The 20,167-nt window shown below is 51.4% G+C and carries 15 protein-coding genes; 7 read left to right on the plus strand and 8 right to left on the minus strand.

What is annotated here, in order from left to right; genetic code table 11:
• Positions 1-164: 164 nt before the first annotated feature.
• Together BN5935_RS02325 and BN5935_RS15055 are read right to left on the minus strand one after the other, a co-directional pair.
• Positions 165-707, minus strand: coding sequence for a UpxY family transcription antiterminator (locus BN5935_RS02325; protein ID WP_064974673.1), 543 nt, complete (start codon positions 705-707; stop codon positions 165-167).
• A 327-nt stretch (positions 708-1,034) separates the two neighbouring features.
• On the minus strand, positions 1,035-2,156 hold the full coding sequence (locus tag BN5935_RS15055; protein WP_147625755.1) for an outer membrane protein assembly factor BamB family protein: 1,122 nt from the start codon (positions 2,154-2,156) through the stop codon (positions 1,035-1,037).
• A 327-nt stretch (positions 2,157-2,483) separates the two neighbouring features.
• Here BN5935_RS15055 and BN5935_RS02335 point away from each other — a divergent pair, with 327 nt between their 5' ends.
• The 7 genes from BN5935_RS02335 to BN5935_RS02370 all read left to right on the plus strand — a co-directional run bounded on the left by BN5935_RS02335 (position 2,484) and on the right by BN5935_RS02370 (position 9,956).
• Positions 2,484-3,761, plus strand: coding sequence for a site-specific integrase (locus BN5935_RS02335; protein WP_064974674.1), 1,278 nt, complete (start codon positions 2,484-2,486; stop codon positions 3,759-3,761).
• A gap of 104 nt (positions 3,762-3,865) precedes the next feature.
• Positions 3,866-5,134 (plus strand): ATP-binding protein, encoded by a 1,269-nt coding sequence (locus BN5935_RS02340; protein WP_064974675.1) that lies wholly within the window; start codon positions 3,866-3,868, stop codon positions 5,132-5,134.
• 880 nt (positions 5,135-6,014) lie between these two features.
• Positions 6,015-6,344 carry a helix-turn-helix transcriptional regulator gene (locus BN5935_RS02350; protein ID WP_064974677.1) on the plus strand — a complete coding sequence of 110 codons (330 nt, stop codon included), beginning with the start codon at positions 6,015-6,017 and terminating at the stop codon, positions 6,342-6,344.
• A gap of 188 nt (positions 6,345-6,532) precedes the next feature.
• Entirely contained in the window at positions 6,533-7,426 is an 894-nt protein-coding gene (locus BN5935_RS02355) for a PriCT-2 domain-containing protein (RefSeq protein WP_064974678.1), read from the plus strand.
• A gap of 2 nt (positions 7,427-7,428) precedes the next feature.
• Entirely contained in the window at positions 7,429-7,770 is a 342-nt protein-coding gene (locus BN5935_RS02360; protein ID WP_064974679.1) for a DUF6291 domain-containing protein, read from the plus strand.
• Positions 7,764-8,561 (plus strand): P-loop NTPase family protein, encoded by a 798-nt coding sequence (locus BN5935_RS02365; RefSeq protein WP_064974680.1) that lies wholly within the window; start codon positions 7,764-7,766, stop codon positions 8,559-8,561. Before BN5935_RS02360 ends, BN5935_RS02365 begins: the two co-directional genes overlap by 7 nt.
• Positions 8,562-8,831: 270 nt before the next feature.
• Entirely contained in the window at positions 8,832-9,956 is a 1,125-nt protein-coding gene (locus BN5935_RS02370; protein ID WP_064974681.1) for an AAA family ATPase, read from the plus strand.
• 31 nt (positions 9,957-9,987) lie between these two features.
• Here BN5935_RS02370 and BN5935_RS02375 read toward each other — a convergent pair whose 3' ends face one another.
• The 6 genes from BN5935_RS02375 to BN5935_RS02400 all read right to left on the minus strand — a co-directional run bounded on the left by BN5935_RS02375 (position 9,988) and on the right by BN5935_RS02400 (position 20,149).
• Positions 9,988-10,890 (minus strand): WYL domain-containing protein, encoded by a 903-nt coding sequence (locus tag BN5935_RS02375; protein ID WP_064976802.1) that lies wholly within the window; start codon positions 10,888-10,890, stop codon positions 9,988-9,990.
• Positions 10,891-11,061: 171 nt separating this feature from the next.
• Positions 11,062-13,299 carry a glycoside hydrolase family 3 C-terminal domain-containing protein gene (locus tag BN5935_RS02380; RefSeq protein WP_064974682.1) on the minus strand — a complete coding sequence of 746 codons (2,238 nt, stop codon included), beginning with the start codon at positions 13,297-13,299 and terminating at the stop codon, positions 11,062-11,064.
• Positions 13,300-13,308: 9 nt separating this feature from the next.
• Positions 13,309-15,795, minus strand: a complete 2,487-nt coding sequence (locus tag BN5935_RS02385) for a family 20 glycosylhydrolase (protein ID WP_064974683.1) — start codon at positions 15,793-15,795, stop codon at positions 13,309-13,311.
• A gap of 3 nt (positions 15,796-15,798) precedes the next feature.
• On the minus strand, positions 15,799-16,680 hold the full coding sequence (locus BN5935_RS02390; RefSeq protein ID WP_064974684.1) for a glycoside hydrolase family 16 protein: 882 nt from the start codon (positions 16,678-16,680) through the stop codon (positions 15,799-15,801).
• 19 nt (positions 16,681-16,699) lie between these two features.
• Entirely contained in the window at positions 16,700-18,601 is a 1,902-nt protein-coding gene (locus tag BN5935_RS02395; protein WP_064974685.1) for a hypothetical protein, read from the minus strand.
• 12 nt (positions 18,602-18,613) lie between these two features.
• Positions 18,614-20,149 (minus strand): RagB/SusD family nutrient uptake outer membrane protein, encoded by a 1,536-nt coding sequence (locus BN5935_RS02400; protein WP_064976803.1) that lies wholly within the window; start codon positions 20,147-20,149, stop codon positions 18,614-18,616.
• Positions 20,150-20,167 lie beyond the last annotated feature (18 nt).

Consider the following 20,167-nt stretch of genomic DNA (forward strand, 5'->3'; position numbering starts at 1 on the left):
CGGTAAAAACCGCGCAACCCAAGGAAAATCCATGGCGGTCCTTACTGTTTGAAATTACGAAGGCGGTCGGAACACCCCGTTGCCTTCGTATTAAAATATCGGATTAATCGTATTTCAGATACCCCGGCGCGGCAGACGGCCGTCCGGGGAAAGCGGATTTTGTTTCAGGCGATCTTCTCCAGGAAACACCCCGGAATATAAGTCGTCGCCACGGCTACGACGCCTTCGATCGAGACGATCAGGCGCCGGTTGCCCTTGATGCGTTTGATATACCCTTCAGCCCCCTTGAAAGGCCCCTCCGTGACGCGCACCCGGTCGCCCGAACGCAGGTCCGAAGGCTCTTCGCCGAGGTATTCCAGCCCGGGATCGTCGGTCGAGGTGACCAGCATGAAAACGTTCATCTCGAGGTCGGAAATGACAGCCGGTTTCCGGGTGTCCCGGTCGAAATAGGTCATCAGGGGAGTCGTGTTCTTCAGCCGCTTGGTCAATTCGAGTACATATTGCTCGGGCCCGCGAACGAACATCAGCGACGAAACGGCCGGCTCGCGCCGCCGGATGGTCCGCCCGCCGACGGTCGTTTCCACGCAGCGCAGCGGAATATAGCTCTTCACCCCGTCCTGTGCGAGAAATCTTTCGACCTCGAACACCCGGTTGTAAAAAACTTTCAGTGCATACCAGTGTTCTTCGTCGCCGTGCTGATCGAACATAGTTGATAAAAGGGCATACTCCATAATCCCCCGCAGATAATAAATCCGTCATCCGACACGATTATTCTACGAGGCAATCGGGGGTTGGCCGCTGAAACTCCGGCTCTCGGTCACCTTTGCTTCTGAACCAGAAGCGATGCCGAACCCCTGTAAATGAATAGCCTCTGTGCAAGAGGCATTTTTACTACACAAAAGTATGGATTATTGCCCGAATAACCAAATATTTCCATTCAAATATTCTCCCCAAGAAACTATTCCGACCATATCGACAACAAAAAAGGCCGACCGGCAAAAAATGTCGGTCGGCCTTTTCATCCGTACTGCAGTCTATCGTTGCAGCGCCATGTGGGCAGCGGTGCAGGCACGCTGCGGCCACGGGGAGTTCGCCGGCCCCGTCAACCCCATGTCGAACGCGATCAGCTTGCAGGCCGCGCCGTCCTTCAGGTTGACATAGACCATCCCGTCATCGGCGATCACCGGCGAGGACCACATATTGGTCCCCAGCCGTTTCTTGAAGAGCAGCGTTCCGTCGGGTTTGACGACGTGGTACCAGCCCGCATTGTCGCCGCAGTGGATATTGCCGTAGCAGTCCACGGCGGGCGTACCGCCGAATCCGTCGGCGCAGAGATACTGCCATATCTGCCGCCCGGTCTGGCCGTCGAGGGCGGCAATCTGTCCGCCGACCTTGTTCACCGAGATATAGACCGTGCCGTCGGCGCCCAGCACCGGACCGCTGAAATCGATCTTTCCAGCCGGATCGGGCGTGAACACCCAACGTTGATTACCCGCCGCGTCGCAGGAAACAACGGCTCCTACACCACTTTTCTGTACCCCGGCGTATGAGTGCCTTGCCACATAGGTTGTAACAGTTGCTTTAATTTTCAACCGTTTGGCAATATCCCGCAAAGTCCGCATCTGAAAACTCAATGTCGTTTCCTTGTTGCCTTTCGACCGCATCCACCCCTCGAAAGCACTCAAAAATGCTTCGTCTATCTGACCGAACGTATAGGACAGCGGTTTATCTGCGTTAAAAGATTTCAGCACGTTGTAGGAGTTCAGATAGGCATAGGCATTGCCGACGGCTCCCTCCCGTTTGAGTTGTTCCACCGTCCGCAAATAGAAACTCTCGACCGTCTCGGACTGAATTTGCTCACGGGATTGCTCCTTTACGAGCGTTTCAGCCGTATAATCTTCATCGCGGGCGGCTTTCTCCAACAACTTGGTTTGATACTCGGATTTGACTTTCAGAATGATTTGCTGAATGTACTTGCGGTCGGGACACTTGGGTTTAGGTTCGTTACGGTCGAAATCCCAATTCGACGGATGTACCGACACGCCTAAACTCTTCATCGTCCGCTTGCGGTCTTTTGTGATGCGCAACATAAGCGGATGCTCCCCGTTGGCGAGGGTTTTGCTTTTGAAGCAAATAACTGAAATGGTGGCGTCCATAGCCTTTTGGCGGTTTACGCCACGGTTTACACACCCCGTGTAAACCAACGCAAAAACGGGATCAGAAGCCACGAATCAATCAACCGCCAACAAACGAAAAAGGCTCGATAATCATCAGATTACCAAACCTTTTCATCAGTCGGGGTGACTGGATTCGAACCAGCGACCACACGCCCCCCAGAGGAGTTATCTCAATATTTTAATTTTCATAATCAATTACAAATCATTATATTTGCATCAAATACAAACAGTTGAAAAATCCATCTTTTTATAGTTGTTTAGATTAGTTGTGTTCCAGCTGTGTTCCATTAAATTTTTGAACTTACTATGAGCTCGACTTTACATTTTCAACCTCGCTTCGACAACCCTGATAGCAAGGGGCGTTATGCCATTCGGCTATGTATCACCAAATGCAGGCGACGAAAATACATAGCTCTCAAGATTTTTGCAGACCCTGAATTCTGGGACAAAGATAATGAAACATTTATCATCCAAACCAAATTAAAAGATCCACAACAAAAAGCCGCAAATAAACAACGTATCTGTGACAATGCTCTGCTGGAGCGTTATAAAGTTCGCGCAAGGGAAATTATTGAGAAATTTGAACTTTCACACAAAGACTGGACATTGAATCAGTTTGAGGATGCATTTGTAAATACATCAAAACAGAACAAATTCAAACCTTATTTAGAGAATCATATCCGAACTCTTCAAGAAACCGGACATATCGGAAATGCCGCCTGTTATTCAGAGACACTCCGCATGCTACAACATTACGATCCCAAATTAGGACAACGTCTGTTCCCTGACATAGACCTAAAATACGTTAATGGCTTCGACATATATTTACAAAAACGAGGCAACAAAGGCAATACCCGGAAATATTATCTCAAAGCCTTACGAGCCATCCTGAATCGGGCAATTCAAGAAGGAGAAGCATCCAGCGATACCTATCCATTCGGAAAAGGTAAATTTGAGATTGCCAAGTTAGAAGAGGTTACAGCCAAACGGTACCTATCAAGCGACACGTTCGAAATGATCAAATCGACTCAGGCACACAATCCACAAGCGGAATACGCGCGACAGCTTTTTCTCTTTTCCTATTATTGCTTCGGAATGTCATTCATCGATATGGCCTACTTGACCTCAGATAATATCGTCAGCCAAAACGGAATTGACTATATCATTTACAAGCGGCACAAGATTCAACATCAAAAGAATGTTGTTCCAATTCATATTCAACTCAATGAATCAATTCAAGCACTCTTAAAAACACTTCGGGATGAATCACCGACAGTCGACGATTTTCTACTTCCGATTGTTACTTGTGCAGGTTATTCCGGAGAGAAACTTTACAACCACATCCGGGGACGTTATCGGAAATACAGTAAATATCTGAATCTGCTGGCAGAGGAATTTAATATACAAGAACTTCGCTTGACCAGTTATGTCAGCCGACATACCATGGCAATGACGATGCAGCGTAATAAAATTCAACGGGATGTGATTTCCCAGGTATTGGGACATGCTGACCTAAAAACAACGAACGTTTATCTCGATAGCTTTGATAACAGCGTCGTAGATGAAGCAGCAAGAGTCCTATAAATAACGACACCTAAATTTTGATTTTGGCCTTTAATATACTACTGCCATCTTAAAAAATTCGTTTCTAGTCTAAAATTTGCTATATTTACACAAAATTTTCGAGTATGGACGAAAGATTTGCCGCCCTAAAGAAATACAATTTCTGGGATGGAAATGTTCCGGCGACTGGATTTCCCCGGATACATTACACAAACAAAATTGCAGAATACATCGGCAATAAACTGGTTAAAGTATTGGTGGGCCAACGCCGATCAGGGAAAAGCTATCTCCTGCGACAGATAGCCCAACGCCAGATAAAGGCAGGAGCCGATCCAAGAAACGTATTCTATATCAACAAAGAATTCACGGATTTCGATTTCTTAACGGACTATAAAGAATTAGAAAAACTCCTGAAATTATATAGAGCCGAATTAAAGCCCAAAGGAAAAGTCTGGCTATTCATCGACGAAATTCAGAACATAGATGGCTGGGAACATTTCGTAAACTCACATTCCCAAGATTTCATTGACGATTACGAAATATTTGTCAGTGGTTCAAACTCAAAAATGCTTTCTGGAGAATTAGCAACGCTGCTATCTGGACGCTATATATCATTCGAAGTATTCCCGTTGAGTTTCAATGAATATATTGGCATCACACACAAAGAATTCTCCAAAGCAAACTACATAGATTACATGGAGGACGGAGCCCTGCCTGAACTCTTCATGTTGCCGAATGAAGAAACAAAGCGTAATTATGTATCAGCCATTAAAGATACCGTTCTCCTCCGAGATATAATTCAACGGCATAATATCAAAGATGCCAAACTGTTGGAGGATATCTTCGTCTATTTAGTAAACAATGCCTCCTGTTTGATTTCGATAACCGGCATTACCAACTATTTCAAGAGCAACGGTCGTAGAGTGTCTTACGATACCGTTTCAAACTACATCGGATATATCGAAGACGCTTTTATGATACATAAGGCCGAGCGATACGACATTCGGGGGAAGGATACGATTTCAGGAAATTGCAAATATTACATCAATGACCTTGCTTTTAAAAATTACCTCTATCCCGGATTCGGATACGGCATCGGCTACAAACTGGAAAACCTGGTCTATCTGGAACTTCGCCGGGCAGGTTTCAAGGTTTATGTGGGCACGGTCCAAAATAAAGAAGTAGATTTCGTAGCCTGGAAAGGCGATAGAACCATCTACTTGCAATGTACATATGCCATGACTGAAGAGGCGACCATCCGTCGAGAATATGCCCCACTAGAAGCGATTCAAGATAATTTTGAAAAAATCGTCGTATCACTCGACGATGTGGCTTTCCCATCGAACAACGGAATCCGACATCTCCAAGCCTGGCATCTTGAGGAACTATTCTAATACAGATCGCTAACGTATCATCTTACAAAACCAATCGAGGAGAAATGAATTTTTTCCTCGATTTTTTAGTCCTTATAATTTGGATAACCTACTTAATTATTTTTATATTTGCATAATAATCAACATTATACAACAATATAAATCATTCTACCACTCGCATCGTAAAATGGAAAATCATCAATTCTCAAATTTACGTTGAACATGCATACTCCGGAACCCAAATTATCATATAAGGATTTTATAGCGCGCTATTATCCAACAGAAAAAGACATGCTTGACTTCATTGTAAAAGCCAAATTTAAAGGAACATTTATGTGCCTTAAATGTGGCGCCATTCGTAATATATGTCGTCAAAAATACGATGCCAAAAAATTGTACTGTTTCAATAAAGATTGCCTATCGGAATTCTCGATACTTCAATCGACAATGTTCGCACATACGCATATAGATCTTCGTATTTGGTTCTACATTATTTACCTCCTCAAAATTGAGAATATAAATACTCCTGCTCTCAAATTACAAGACATGGTAGGTATCAAATCGTATAAGAGCATACTTCGAATCAAAAAGGTCATTCTAAAAGTTCTTGAAAAGCCGGAGAAAAAAAATGAAGATGATCTCGAGATAGTCAGAGAATTCACCGCAAATTTTCACTAATCTATTTTTTCTTTTATTCCCAAGCGCAAAGGGTATAATTCTTCCACAACCAAGCACAAAGTATATATTTTCTATTTTCCCAAGCGTAAAGTATATAATATTACACACATAGAGATAATAAGACCAACTTTAACGCTATTTTGAACAACAAAAGGCTCAAAAATTTTCGGAAGAGGCCGAATATGCGTGGATATAGTAAGTCATCAAAAAAACGACATAGTCAATGACAAATTTTAGCATCTCACCCGACTCGCCCATCGCAATGATGACGGTTGGACAATTAAAAGCAGCGATTACCGAATGCTTGCAGAACGCAGGCAAGATGTCAAATGCAGAACCGGTCCCAGAACTCATGGATACGGCCGAGGTCGCGACACTTACTGGCTACAGCAAGTCGACTATCTACCAACTGACCTCGACGCACCAGATTCCGTTCCACCGACCTGCACACGGCGGACGCAAAATTGTTTTCAAGCGTTCGGAAATCTTAGCCTGGATGCAGGCGGAAAAAATCCAGACTATCGATGAGTATTGTAATTCACAAAACCTGTAAGCCGATGGTCCCTGTTCAACCCCAATTAATGGCCCCTAATTCTTATTATCATGAGAATATACTTGATGATGTAAATAACAATAAAAATGGTACTCATTTTTTAGTACCGACAAAGAGATAGTCGGTACTAAAAAAAATGAGAGTAACTGAAGGTAGAATGAGACGAACCCCTTTTAACGAAACCCATTATGAGCAATAATAACCCTTCCTATAAGGTTTCCCTTTTCAGGAACTTCCGGGAAACTTATCCCGTAGCTACTATCGAGCTTGGCTCTTGGCTCTGCTCCGATGAGTTCCGCCTCCCCATTGAGGCCATCCGTAAAAGCCAAAACCCGGAGGAACGCCGGGCACTCAAAGCATCCCTGCCTTGCATTACGCCCAGCGGGATCTTTCAGCAACGGAATGCCAATCAGCTCATCCAGCATAGCGGGCTGTTGTGCATCGACATCGATGGAGCCGAGAACCCACATATCTCGGACTGGGAAGTCCTCAAACAGGAGGTAGCTTCCTTCCCTGGCCTTTATTACGCAGGTTTGTCAGCAAGCGGCCGCGGCATATTCCTTCTGATCAAAATTGCGAATCCGCAACGACACGATGTCTACTTCCGCGCTATTGCCGAAGACTTAAAGAAACAGGGGATAATCGTAGATATGCACTGTCGAGACTTAGCCCGTTTGCGAGGGGCTAGTTATGATCCTCACCCGGTGCTTATACCAGTTCCAGAGGCATACTGCAAGATGGTCTATCAACGTCCGAATATCCGGCTCCATGTGCCTATCTCTTGCTCTGGACGCAGCGATACGACCGCCCACCGTGTCGAGCGGCTGTTATCACTGATCGAACGAACGAATACGAACATCGCTGATGACTACGATACTTGGCTGCGAATCGGATGTTCTCTGGCTTCAGAGTACGGAGAGAGTGGCCGTAGGTACTTCCATACGGTCAGCCGCCAGTCCGCAAAATACCACCCCACTCAATGCGACCGGCAATACGACCACTGCATGCTCAACTGTTCAAAGTCATCTATCGGAACATTCTTTTTCATTTGCAAAAGTTTTAACCTAACTTTAAGTATTTAATTATGAGAAAATTAACACTAACAAAACCGAAAAGTTTCGTGATGTATGCCGACATGCTCGGTTGTTTTGAAGCACTCTCTCCTGAAGAGTGCAAAGACCTGATTATTGGTATTTTCAAGTACCACATAGATGGACAGTTCTCCAGTTCCAATCGGATCGTCCAGATTGCCTTTGAACAAATGCGACCACATTTCGATCGCAACGCCGCCAAATATCAGGCGACCTGCGAAAGAAAACGGGAATGGGCTGAAAAGCAGCATCTGAAGCACAAGACAAAAGCATCGAAGAACGAGCAAAATAGCAATTCAGCAAATAACGAATCACTAAACAACGAACCATGGTAAGAAGACATTATTCGTCTTTTGACGAACTACTGCAAGTAATGAAGGAAAGCAAATTACCGGTCCCCACTGCACTGCAAGAAATTCAGGAAATTAAGGTCCCTGATGCAACGAAGTGGCTAAAAGTATTCTGTGCAGAAATTTACAGGCGCATGGGAATTGCCCCTAAGTGGCAACCTGAATATGATCAGATTGCCAACTGGTTGGCAGACAACCAGCACAAAGGTCTTGTGCTCTGGGGTGATCCGGGACGGGGAAAAACAACCTTCGTAAGATTCATCCTACCGGCAATTTTTACATGGCAAGGTATTGCCTCCAAATGGGTTGGGGATGAAAGTGAGCTTGAAACTCCCGACGACCTTCAGTCTGAGATTGTAACTTTAAAGTCTAAACGGGCAATCTTCATCACTCATGTTGGCGAAGACCGAACCGGGAAAGAGCGTTCGCTGTCTCCATTCGACAAGCTCATCCGGGAAGCCGAGCGACGTGGGATACTGATCGTCATCTCTACGGATTGTACGATTAGCGAATTGGAGGAAAAATATGGAACGGTGACTATTCGGCGCCTGAAGAGCATCACCCATGGAATCAAGGTCTCGGAAGCAAACTTGACAAACAAGTATCCGTTACCGAAGGAAAAGCCTCAGCAGGAACAAGCGCAGCAAACTGACACATCAACAACTGCACCAGCCAATGAGTCAGTAGCTCCTGAGGGAGTAGAGCCTACGGCCGTCCATGAGGCCTCAAACAGTTCCACTGGTACCGTATCTCCGACACAATCGGACGTGGCTTAGGCGTATCAGCCAAAGTCTGTCAAACGGGCTGAAAACGCCTACCGCTTTTCAGCCCACCTGACTCCAGTCACTCCGGGAGGATGTATTGATTCATCCTCCCGGTTTTCTTTTTGGAACTCCGGATACCCCGCTGTCGAAATGATTCCAGCACATCCTTTCCCAAAATCTATTGCACGTCTGAGCGTATCGTCTGGCTAAAGATTTGGGAAACCGGATATTTATTTCGATATTTGCGTTACGATATCGTCGTAATCAATAAAGCGTAATAATATGAAGCCGAACAATCCATTTCTCATTTCAGGCTATTACAGTCCTGAATACTTCTGCAATCGTGTAAAGGAGACGCAGACAATCACTGACGCCCTTTATAACGGACGCAACATCACGTTGATCGCTCCACGGCGTATGGGTAAGACCGGGCTTATCAAGCATGTTTTCCATCGGCTCAAAGAGCAGCAGGCGGATATTGTAACGCTCTACATGGACATCTATTCGACACAGAACCTCGGCGATTTCGTGCGTCTTTTCGCCACTACCGTACTAGGCCAATTGGACTCCGCTCCGCAGAAAGCCCTGAGCCGCGTAGCGCAGTTCATCAAGAGCTGTCGTCCGGTCTTTATGTTCGACGAACTGACCGGACAACCGAAAGTAACCATCGAAATCGCTCCGGCCACGGAAGAGGCGACCCTGAAGGAGATCTTCGACTACCTGAAATCTTCCGACAGGCGTTGTTATATCGCCATCGACGAGTTTCAGCAGATCACCGAATATCCTGAAAAGGGGGTTGAAGCGTTGCTACGCTCCTATATTCAGTTTATACCAAATGTGAATTTCATCTTTGCCGGAAGCAAGCAACACGTCATGCAGGAGATGTTCCTGTCGGCAAAAAAGCCCTTCTACCAAAGTACGCAGACCTTCTCCATAGATCAGATCGAACGAAATGCCTATTATGATTTCGCCGCCGGCTTTTTCGCATTACAACACCGCGAACTCACGCGTTCGACCTTCGATACGATTTATGATCGTTTCGACGGGCATACATGGTATATCCAAAGCATTTTGAATCGCCTGTACGGTTATTCGGCTGTCATCGACAAGAAGCTGGCAGCTTATGCCGTCGCGGAAATCATCGAAGAATCTACTTATGTCTACGAGAATCTGCTCAAGGCCTACCCTGCCGGAAGCGTCCGCCTGCTTAAGGCCATTGCGTCGGAAGGATGCGTGAAGGAGATTCTTTCCGGCGATTTTATCGCCAGGCATAGGCTCAAGGCTGCCAGCAGCGTAAACAGCGCCATCAAGAAACTGGTAAGCAGCGAGATGGTCTATAAAACCGAGGCCGGTTATATTGTTTACGACCGCTTTATGGGCGAGTGGCTTCGCAACCGGGGATTCTGAGTCCGGTTTTTTTTCTTTAAGCAAAATCAGGTTAAGGGGTTGTTGCAGTTTGTCCAAAGATCGTTTTCGGGGGACAAACATAGAACCCCACTTCGGGCGAGACGATCTCCATGAATTCCCGGTGTGCAAGTATTTTGCGGTAGAATTCATTGGTCGGGGCCAGGTAGTAGCTGAACAGCGACCATCCGTCATGCTGTTCTGCCTCCTCCTGTGAATGGTGCAACGGCAATGCCCGCAGGTATTGCGGCTGCTCTCCGGTGCATTTTATTACGATACGACGCGGCGGAATATCCGGATAGGTCGTGATGCCGATGGAGGTTGCCAGATGCTCCTCGGCCGAGAAACCTTTGGGCATGCGAAATGTCTGCCCGGAAATCGCGAGTCGCTGAATCCGGTCCAGAGCATAGACCTTTATTTGCTGGTTCTCTTGGGTCGGACCATATACATACCATCGCCGTTCGTAGAGCTTCACAAAATAGGGTAGCAGTTGTATATGCTGGGACTCTTCCAAGTAAAACGGATGATATTCGATCTCCAGTACCCGGTTCTCGCGCATGGCCTCAAGAATATCGGTCAGGTGTTGCAAAGCCGACGGTACATCTTCGATAAGAATACGATTGCGGATACTCTTGTTCTCATGGACCATATTGCTGGCCGAGAAACTGTTCAACAACCAACGGGAGACATCGTTCTCGACCAGTTCTGACTTGTTTTCGATATAGTATTCGTTGGTCGGCTTGTAACAAGCGATGCGTATATCGAAAAACTCCTCGACGGCTTCCCGATGCTTGTGGAAGGTCCGCAATGGGATCGGCTTGCCTTCGGACATGCTGTTGCGCAGCCAACGGCGGTTGAGTTCGGCGAAGGTAATGCGTCCGGCACGATAGATCGTATCGGCCAGCCAGATATAGCGGTGAAAGAGATTGGATGACATCGAAATCAATTTCCGGTAAAGATACAAAAAACTCTGCAGCTTATAGGCAGAGTTTTGCAATGGAGCAATTCTATATCCTGATTTTTTCAGCTCGGAAATACCTCCCGAAAAATGAAAGAAACAACTAGTATACCCCGGAATATAACAATAGTATTTTAAAGAAAGTTAAAGTCATTTCAGTTCGAATCCCGCCGTGCCGCGGATATTGTCCGAAGCGGCTCCCACATAGGCCGTAAACGTGCCCGGTTCGGCAACCCACGCGCCCTTGGCGGCGTCATAGTATTGCAGCATATCGGGCGTAATGTCGAACGTCACCGTCTGCGTCTGGCCGGGATTCAGCGAAATTTTCCGGAACCCTTTCAGTTCCTTCACGGGGCGCGGCAGCGACGACTGCTCGTCGCCGATATAGAGCTGCACCACCTCGGCACCCGGACGCGAACCCGTGTTGGTCACATCAGCCGAGATACGGATGCGGCCTTTGCCCGAAAGCGTCGAACGGTCGGCCTTCACGTTGGCGATGTCGAACGTCGTATAGCTCAGGCCGTGGCCGAAGGCGAACAGCGGCTTGAGCTGTTCCTTGTCGTGCCAGCGATAACCCACGAAGATGCCCTCGTTATAGGTGACCTTGTCCGTGCCGGGGTATTCGCCCAGCGCATGGGCGCTGTTGTCCTCCAGCCGCACGGGGAACGTAAAGGGCAGTTTGCCCGAGGGATTCACAGCCCCGAACACCACGTCGGCCAGCGCATTGCCCGCCTCCGAGCCCGAGAACCAAGCCTCCAGAACGGCCGGAACGCGGTCGATCCACGGCATCGCAACGGCGTTGCCCGAGACGATCACCACCGCCAGATTGGGATTGGCCTCGGCCAATGCTTCGATCACTTTATCCTGACCGTATGGCAGTCCATATTCCAATCGATCCACCTGTTCACTGTCCTGATGCCGGCTCTTGTTCAGCCCGCCGACAAAAATCACGGCGTCGGCCTTGCGAGCCGCGGCCACGGCATCGGCAATGAGCTGCTCCTCGGAACGGCTCTCGCTCAGGTCCTGACCGGTCTTCACGCCGTTGTAGTTGCCCGTCACGTCACCGACATAACCACGCTCGTAAATCACCTCGGCCTTGTCGTCCACGGCGGCACGGATACCCTCGAGCGGCGTATATTCGTGCCGCACCTTGAGCGACGAGGAACCGCCGCCCACGGTCATCATCTTGACGGCGTTCTCACCGACGACGGCAATCGTCCGGGCTTTCCCGAGGTCGATCGGCAGCACCCCGCCGTCGTTCTTCAGCAGCACCATGCCCTCGCCCGCAATGCGGCGTGCGGCAGCCAGATGTTCGGGCGAATTGAGCGACCCGAAAGGCTTGCGCGTATTCATCGCCGTGCGGAAAATCAACCGAAGCACCCGGCGCGCCTTGTCGTCGAGCTGTTCGACGGATGCCGTGCCCTGACGGAGCATTTCCAGATAAGGTCCTGCAAGAAAATAATTGTCATATACGTTGCTAATGTCCAGCGACCAGTCGACCCCGTTCGTCCATGAACCAAATTCTAAATCCAATCCGTTCTCGGCAGCTTGTTTCGTATCGTGTGCGCCGCCCCAGTCGGAGACGACCACGCCGTCGAACGCCCAATCGCGTTTGAGGATGTCGTTCAGCAGGTATTGGTTGTGGCAGCAATGCTGGCCCTTGTATTTATTATAGGAGCCCATGATAGCCCAAGCCCCGCCCTCCTCGACAGCCGCCTTGAAGGCCGGAAGATAGATCTCGTGCAGTGTACGGTCATCGACCACAACCTCGTGATACAATCGGTTCTGTTCCTGATTATTCACAGCAAAGTGCTTCACACAGGCGGCGACGCCGTTCTTCTGCACCTCCTGAATATAGGGAACCACCATCCGCGAAGCGAGGAACGGATCTTCGCCCATATACTCGAAATTGCGGCCGTTGAGCGGCGTGCGGTAGATGTTCACGCCGGGACCCAGCAGGATGTCCTTCTCGCGGTAGCGGGCCTCCTCGCCGATGGACTGCCCGTAGAGGGCCGACATCTCGGGATTCCACGTCGCGGCGAGGCACGTCAGGGCCGGGAATGCCGTGCAGGAGTCGTTCGTCCAGCCCGCCTGATCCCATTCGTCCCACAGCACCTCGGGGCGGATGCCGTGGGGACCGTCGGTACACCACACCTCGGGGATACCCAGACGCGGAACGCCCGCCGAGGAGAATTTGGACTGCGCATGCAGGATGGCCACCTTCTCTTCGAGGGTCATGCGCGAGAGGGCGTCCTCCACCCGTTTTTCAAGCGGCTGCGACTCGTCGAGGTAGACGGCCACATCGCTCCCCGGCTGCTGAACGCCGCCGCAGCCAGTAGACAATACGACACAAAGCAAAGTTGCTACTACAATAAAAGCGTATTTCATAGCTGGTTCTTAATCGTTTGACAATTCCGATATGACGCTTGCACGGCCGCAGTAATAGGCACGAGCCTTCACAGCAGAGGTCTTGCAGGCAACGGGAGCAGTCCATCGGGCAGATGCCTCGGTCGGTTCACTGCCGTCGAGCGTATAGCGGATCGTTGCACCGGGTTCAGCCGAGTTGGCACGCAGCATACCGTCCTGCAGTTTCAATCCCGGCGGTGAAACCCGGAAATTTACACCCAAAGAGGCCAGTCGCGGCATTTCGACCGCAGCGATCCGGGCATTATAACGCCGAAGCGCCTGCCCATACTCTGCACCGTCGGGGTCCTCGCTCCAAGCGGGACTCGCATTCCATGCCCGTTCGGCCAATCCGCAGATCTTCGGGAAGAGCAGGTATTCGGCCATGCTGAAATTGCGGATCGTCTCGGCCCAAAGCTGCCCCTGAATACCTACGATATTGCGGCGGGCATCCGGCGAGAGGGATTCCTTACCGGATGATACGGAGATCAGGTCGACCGGCGACCCGTCCGGATGCGTACGCACCGACCTGTATATGTCGTAAGGCAACATGTCGAAAGTCGAGCGGGCATCGACATAACCGCCCCAGCGGTGACCGGGCTCCATGTGGTGTTTGTTGTATGCCAAGTCGAGATAGAGGTTCGTAACATTACAAAGAACCACCGGATAGCCGGCATTGGCCAGCGCATAGGGCACTTCGTCGAACCCCTCGCCCGGCTGCGTGTTCCAACCGTAGCTCAAGATCCGCCGTCCCGGCAATTCCCGGTTTACATGTCGTCCGTCAGGGAGCATGACGATCTCCTGCCAGCCAGCCAGTCGGATACCTTTGGCGTCAAGCTCCCCGTAGAGCCAACGCACGAAATGATCTTTCAGCGCGTGGGTGTCGGCAAGCCCGTTCCGGTCCATGAACTCCCGGCATATCGGCGAACCGCTCCAGGCTCCCCGGGGGACCTCGTCACCACCGATGTGCACGACGGAAAGTTCGACTCCGGCCTTCTCGTACATCCGGCGCAGTTCGCCAAGGACCTTGCGGACGAAACGGTAAGCCGAGGGCATGGCGATATTCATTACATTGTCGGTATACTCCTGTGCCGAACGGTAGACGGAGGTGTCGCATGAGTCGGTCAGCAGGTATTCGCGCGCCCGGTCGGGATCGGTGGAGATATAGCGGGCATAACGGGCGTCCATCGCTTTAATGGCAGCCCGTGAATGGCCCGGAATGTCGATCTCGGGAATAACGCGAATGTGGTGCCGGGCAGCATAGCGCAAAATCTCCCCGAAATCTTCGCAGGTATAGTAACCGCTGCCGGGTGCTCCGGCGTCGGGGTTCCAGCCGCTACCATAGAGCGGATAAAGGCGGTCGTTCTCGGTCAGCGTATGCCCGCGCCGCGCCCCGACCTCGGTCAGTTCTTCGAGCCCCGGAATTTCCAGCCGCCAACCCTCGTCATCGGTCAGGTGCAGGTGCAGGACGTTCATCTTGTAAAGCGACAGCAGGTCTATCAGGCGGAAAATATCCTCCTTGGGAGTGAAATTGCGCGCCACGTCAAAATGCAGCCCCCGGTATTCCAAATCGGGATAGTCCATGACCGAAGCGGCAGGAAGCGTCATCGGCAGTTCCTTGTTTGCCAGAATGGCCAGCAGGCTCTGCACGGCATTGTGTACCCCATGGGAGCTTTTCCCGGCCAGCGTAACCCCTTCCTCCGAGAACTCCATCCGGTAAGCCTCCCCGGGGCCGTCGATCGACGGATCGAGCCCCAGCCGAACCGGGGTCCCGCCGGCAGCCGAATCACAACGGCAACACTCCCGCAGAAGTTCGTACAGCAGGGCCGCTTCGCCATCAAGCCCTTCGTCCGCCGCGATCGCCACGGTAGGGCCCACCGTACAGCCGCCACTGCGAAGGATCACGGATTTCAGCGAGGGGATAATATCGTAGGGCCCGAGCGGTCCGGGATCGGAAAGGTACGCATTGGCCGCATAAAGCCGTTCCGCCGTGGGATAGGCTCCGTCTGCGGCCTGCGCCCGACGGTCATGATAAGGCACGAACTGCAAATCGACATCACAGGGCTGCATTTCGCTTCCGTCAGCCGCTCGGCGAACGATATAGGCTCCCTCGGGATAGAACGAGTGCATGTCGATATAATCGCCCGACAGCGTGACCCGCAGGGAGTCACCGGGGGCAATAGCAACATAAGGTTCCATAGCGAACAACCTATGGTGGGACCCGCAGACCTGCTCCACGCCGACAGAAGCACCTTCCGGAGCCCAGAGCGCAGGGGCGATGGAACCGTAATAGATACTCCACGCACCCTCAAGCGGTTCGTTCCCTCGATTTACGAGTGTGAGTGCATGCTCCCATCCGTCATCGCCGGGAGCGACGGTCCACCTGAGAAGCAGAGGCTCCTCAGGCCTAACCGATACACAGTTACTCTGGATCAGCAGACAACAAAGCCCCGAAAGGCTGAATAACAAATTCTTTTTCATCGTTTACCGTTGATAGACCCGTACATAATCGATGACATATTCCGCCGGGAAGATCGAGTCGTCAATCCCCTCGTAGCCACCCCAGTCACCGCCGACGGCAATGTTGAGCTTCAGGTAGAACGCCTTGTCGAAAGGCCAACTCTCAGCGCTGCCCGAGCCGTCGTTGCGGAATGTGTAGTAAGGCACGCCGTCGATGTAGGCCTGGATATAATCCGGCGTCCACTCCATACCGTAAACATGGAATTCCGTTTCGGGGGCTTTCAGCACATAACTCGTCGTCAACTTATTCTTACCGTCCTCCGTGCGGTCCTTTTTATTATGCACCGAGAACCACACGATACCGGGCTCGTAGCCCACATATTCCATGATATCGATCTCTCCGTCGAGCAGGTTGTCGTCGGAATGGGTGACCGGCAGCATCCAAAACGCCGGCCATACGCCCCGGCCCGCCGGGAGTTTGGCCCGCATCTCGAATTTGCCATAGGTCCACGACTGGCGGCTACTCATACGAGCCGAGATATACTTCTTGCCTCCGACAGGCGTTTCCGGCTTGTAAGCCGTAATGGTCAGCATTCCGTCGCGGACTTTGGTCACGGCATAGTCCCCGTGCACGCGGTCGACATAATACTGTTCCTCGTTGTTGCCCCAGCCCGAACCGCCGGTTTCAAACCGCCATTTTTCACCCGGCTGGGCATATTCTGCCCCGGCAGCGGGTTCCTCGTCGAACTCCTCGGACCAGACCAGACGGTATTCGCCGTCGCCTTCCTCGTCCTGTTCGCCGTCAACCCACCAGTCGGGTTTCTGGAAATAGGTCGGGTCGTCCTGCATGCATCCCGTTGCCGTGGCCATGCACAGCAGACTTATCATCCAAATCATCTTTTTCATCGTTTCAGGTCGTTTTCGGTTATTTTTTCACGGTAAAACGGAAATACCAGGCATCCACATCCGTCGCCAAGCGCAGATAGAGTTCGTCGGCCGTCAAGGCCATGATCTCGAAACTGCCGCCCAACGCCGATGGATGACAGATAGCGCTGGGAAACGCCATCTCGGAAAATACCAAATAGGATGTGCCGTTGCGGTCCTCGATCTTCCATGTTTGCCCTTCGGGTTGAGTGTAATCGATGTCGCCCGTTTTGCCTGCTTCGAGGCCCATGGCCTCACGAGCGCTCCTATCGCAATAGACCGCCCCATTCGCCGACAATTCATAGGCATTGCCCTCGAAGCGGAAGATCAGTTCGTCGTCAAACATCGAATAAATGCTCATCTCGTCCACGGAAGGAGCCCACCAGTTCGGATCACGGGCCGAAAGATCGCCCTCTCCGAAATAACCGTCACGAGCGTAATCCCAGACCCAGACTTTCTGCGAACCGTCCGCCGAGGTTGTCAGCAACTTTTCCAGTTCAGAGGGTTCGGGTTCGGGCTCCGCTTCGGGCTTCGGAACGAAACGGAAATACCACGCATCCACATCAGTCGCCAGACGCAGATAGAGTTCATCAGCCGTCAGTGAGAGTATCTCAAAACTGCCACCCAGCGCCGACGGATGGCAAACAGCACTCGGGAATGCCATTTCCGAGAATTTCAGATAGGGTACGCCCTCGCGCATTTCGATTTTCCAAGTCTGTCCCTCGGGCTGCGTATAGGCAACATCGCCCGTAGGACCGTCCTCGAAGCCCATAGCAGCACGAGCACCGGCATCGCAGTAGACATAGCCGTTCGCCGCCAGTTCATACGCCTTACCTGCGACGAGGAACGAGAGCTCGTCGTCGTACATCGAGTAGTTGCGCATTTCGTTGGCGCCTGCCGGCCACCAATCGGGCTCGCGGGAGGCCAGATCTCCTTCGCCGAAATGCCCGTCCCGGGTATAATCCCATATCCAGACCTTCTGTGTTCCGTCACTCTTCGTCGTCAGCAGCTGTTCGAGTGCCAGCAGGTCGGCATCGGGCTGCGAACCTTTCACTACAAAGCGGTAATACCAGGCGCCGTATTTGTCCGATCCGGTGTCGAACCGCAACGCCAGCGTCTCCTCCGTCAGTTCCATTACCTCGTAAGCGCCGCCCAGCCCATCGGGATAAGGAGCATACGAGGGGAATCCGCCTTCGGTGAAGCTCAGCCACAGCGTCCCGGCCTCATCTGCGTAAAGGGCCCATTTCTGACCTTCGGGCTGGTTGTAAGCGATCGTTGCAGAACTGTAGATACCCCCTTCGGGATAATTTTGCGGATCAAGGTCAGAGAGAACCGAACCGTCAGCGTAAACATAACCTTTGGCATCGAGCACATATTGCCAAGTGTCGGTAACGAACGACAGTTCGTCATCATACATCTTCATATCTTTCAGTTCGTTGGCTTTCACGGGCCACCAGTCCGGAACACGGGTCGAACTGGAACCTTCGCCGAAGTGGTTATCAACGGAATAATTCCACTCCCAGACTTTCTGTTCACCCGAACCCGTCAACAAGGCGACAATCGGGTCGTTTTCCGTCACGCGAAATGTGAAAGCAATGGGTTCGCTGGCTCCTCCTCCGCCGTAGACCTGCAATGTTCCGTCGTATTCGCCCTTCATGTAATAGCGGAGCGTGAAATCGCGGCTGCTCGATTCGACATAAGAACCGTCGGGCTTGCGGACCTTCCAGAAGGGAGAAACTCCCTGCTCATTGAACCGGAACCGGATAATATTGGGATGCTCTTTTTCCGGGGTAACCGAATAATCGGTATTCTCATTCGAGGGAATATCTCCCAGACTGTATTCCGCCTTGCTGCACGCCAGGCACAGAACGGTGAACGACAGTAATATCAGTAGTTTTTTCATGGTGAAAGTCGATTAATAGGGATTTTGTTTCAAGGTGCCGTGTGCCTGATCGATCTCCGACTGCGGGATCGGCAGGTGTTTCTTGGCATCGGTGTAACCGCGGCTGCCGAGTACTTCCTCAGCTTTTCCGTAACGCACGAGATCCCAGAAACGGTGACCTTCGAGCGCGAACTCCAGCCGATTCTCCAGCAATAGATTGTCGAGTGTCGCCGTGCGCCGCTTGGCCGCAAAGGCCGCATCATCGGCCTTCATGCCGAAGGCCCGTGCGCGGACCTGATTGAAATAATCGTCAGCCTCGTCCTGGTCGCCGTTCGTGCGCACGATCAGTTCCGACGCTATCAGCAGCGTTTCGGCATAACGCCATACGCGGTAGTTATTACGGAAATTCAGCTCCGGAGCGTTGCCCGTATATTTGTCGTGGCCGTCAGCTCGTCCCAGGTATTTGCGGTTAAAATAACCCGTATCGTCGTAACGGGGCGTGTAGGTCGCCTCGGGGTGCTGCTGCTGGTATTTGTCAAAGTTCAGGATGGTGGCGTCCCGGCGCGTATCGTCGCCTTCATAAGAATTGTAGAGCGCCTCCTCGACGGGTTCGAAACCGTAGCCGCCCGTATCCCATTCAGGACCCGAATAGCCATTGATTCCAATGAGCGTCGGGAAAACCGTGCCGCCGGCTTTCGTCGGGTTCTCCCAAGTACGGCTGCTGGGCGAATCGGTGTAGTTGACCTCGAAGATCGACTCCGAACCCCATTCGCCGTTGTCAGACCAGATGCCTGCAAAATCACTCCGGAGCGAGTAGAGACCCGAACCGATGATCTCGCGCATATCGGTCAGCACCGCTCCGTAGCGGGATGCATCCTGCTGATACATGACCACATTGGCACGAAGCATCTGTGCAGCAGCGCGTGTGAAACGGCCCAGTTCGGCAGACTTCACGACCTTAGGAAGCCCGCTGCCCGTCAGCGCGGCGTCGAGATCGCCCACAATCCGGGCGTAGACCTCATCGGCCGAAAGTTGGTCGATCAGATAATCGGGTCCCGTCGGATTGCGGTCGTAGTACGGGACATTGCCGAAGAGTTTCCATAACCAGGTATAATAGTAGGCACGCAGGGTGTAAGCCTCGGCCTTGATTCGGCTGCGGGCCGAACCCGACATGCCTTCCGCCGTATCGACGTACTGCAACACGGTATTGGCGCGGTAAACCCCCGAGTAAAAGACGACCCAGAGGACCGACGGCGTATAGTTGGGCGTCGCGGAGAATTTGCGCATGAGCTGCAGGTAGGGAATGTCGGTTTCGTTGGCTCCTCCGACGCGCACGTCATCCGACATAACATCGGAGACGAATGTCAGCGGACCGTATTCGCCGAAGACGAAATCAGGCCATTGAAGGGGTGCATAGGCCGCCATCAATCCTTTCATCAGCGTTTCATAGTCGTCGTAATAATCTTTTTCGGGAATTTCCGTCGTGGGATTCACATTCAGGAAATCCGACGTACAGGAGACGGTTGCCGACAGGGTCAGCGCCGTCAGTATGGTCAGTATGCGTTTCATGTTCATCGTCGTTTTGAG

The organism is Alistipes provencensis, from assembly GCF_900083545.1.
GTDB classification, from domain to species: Bacteria; Bacteroidota; Bacteroidia; order Bacteroidales; family Rikenellaceae; genus Alistipes; species Alistipes provencensis.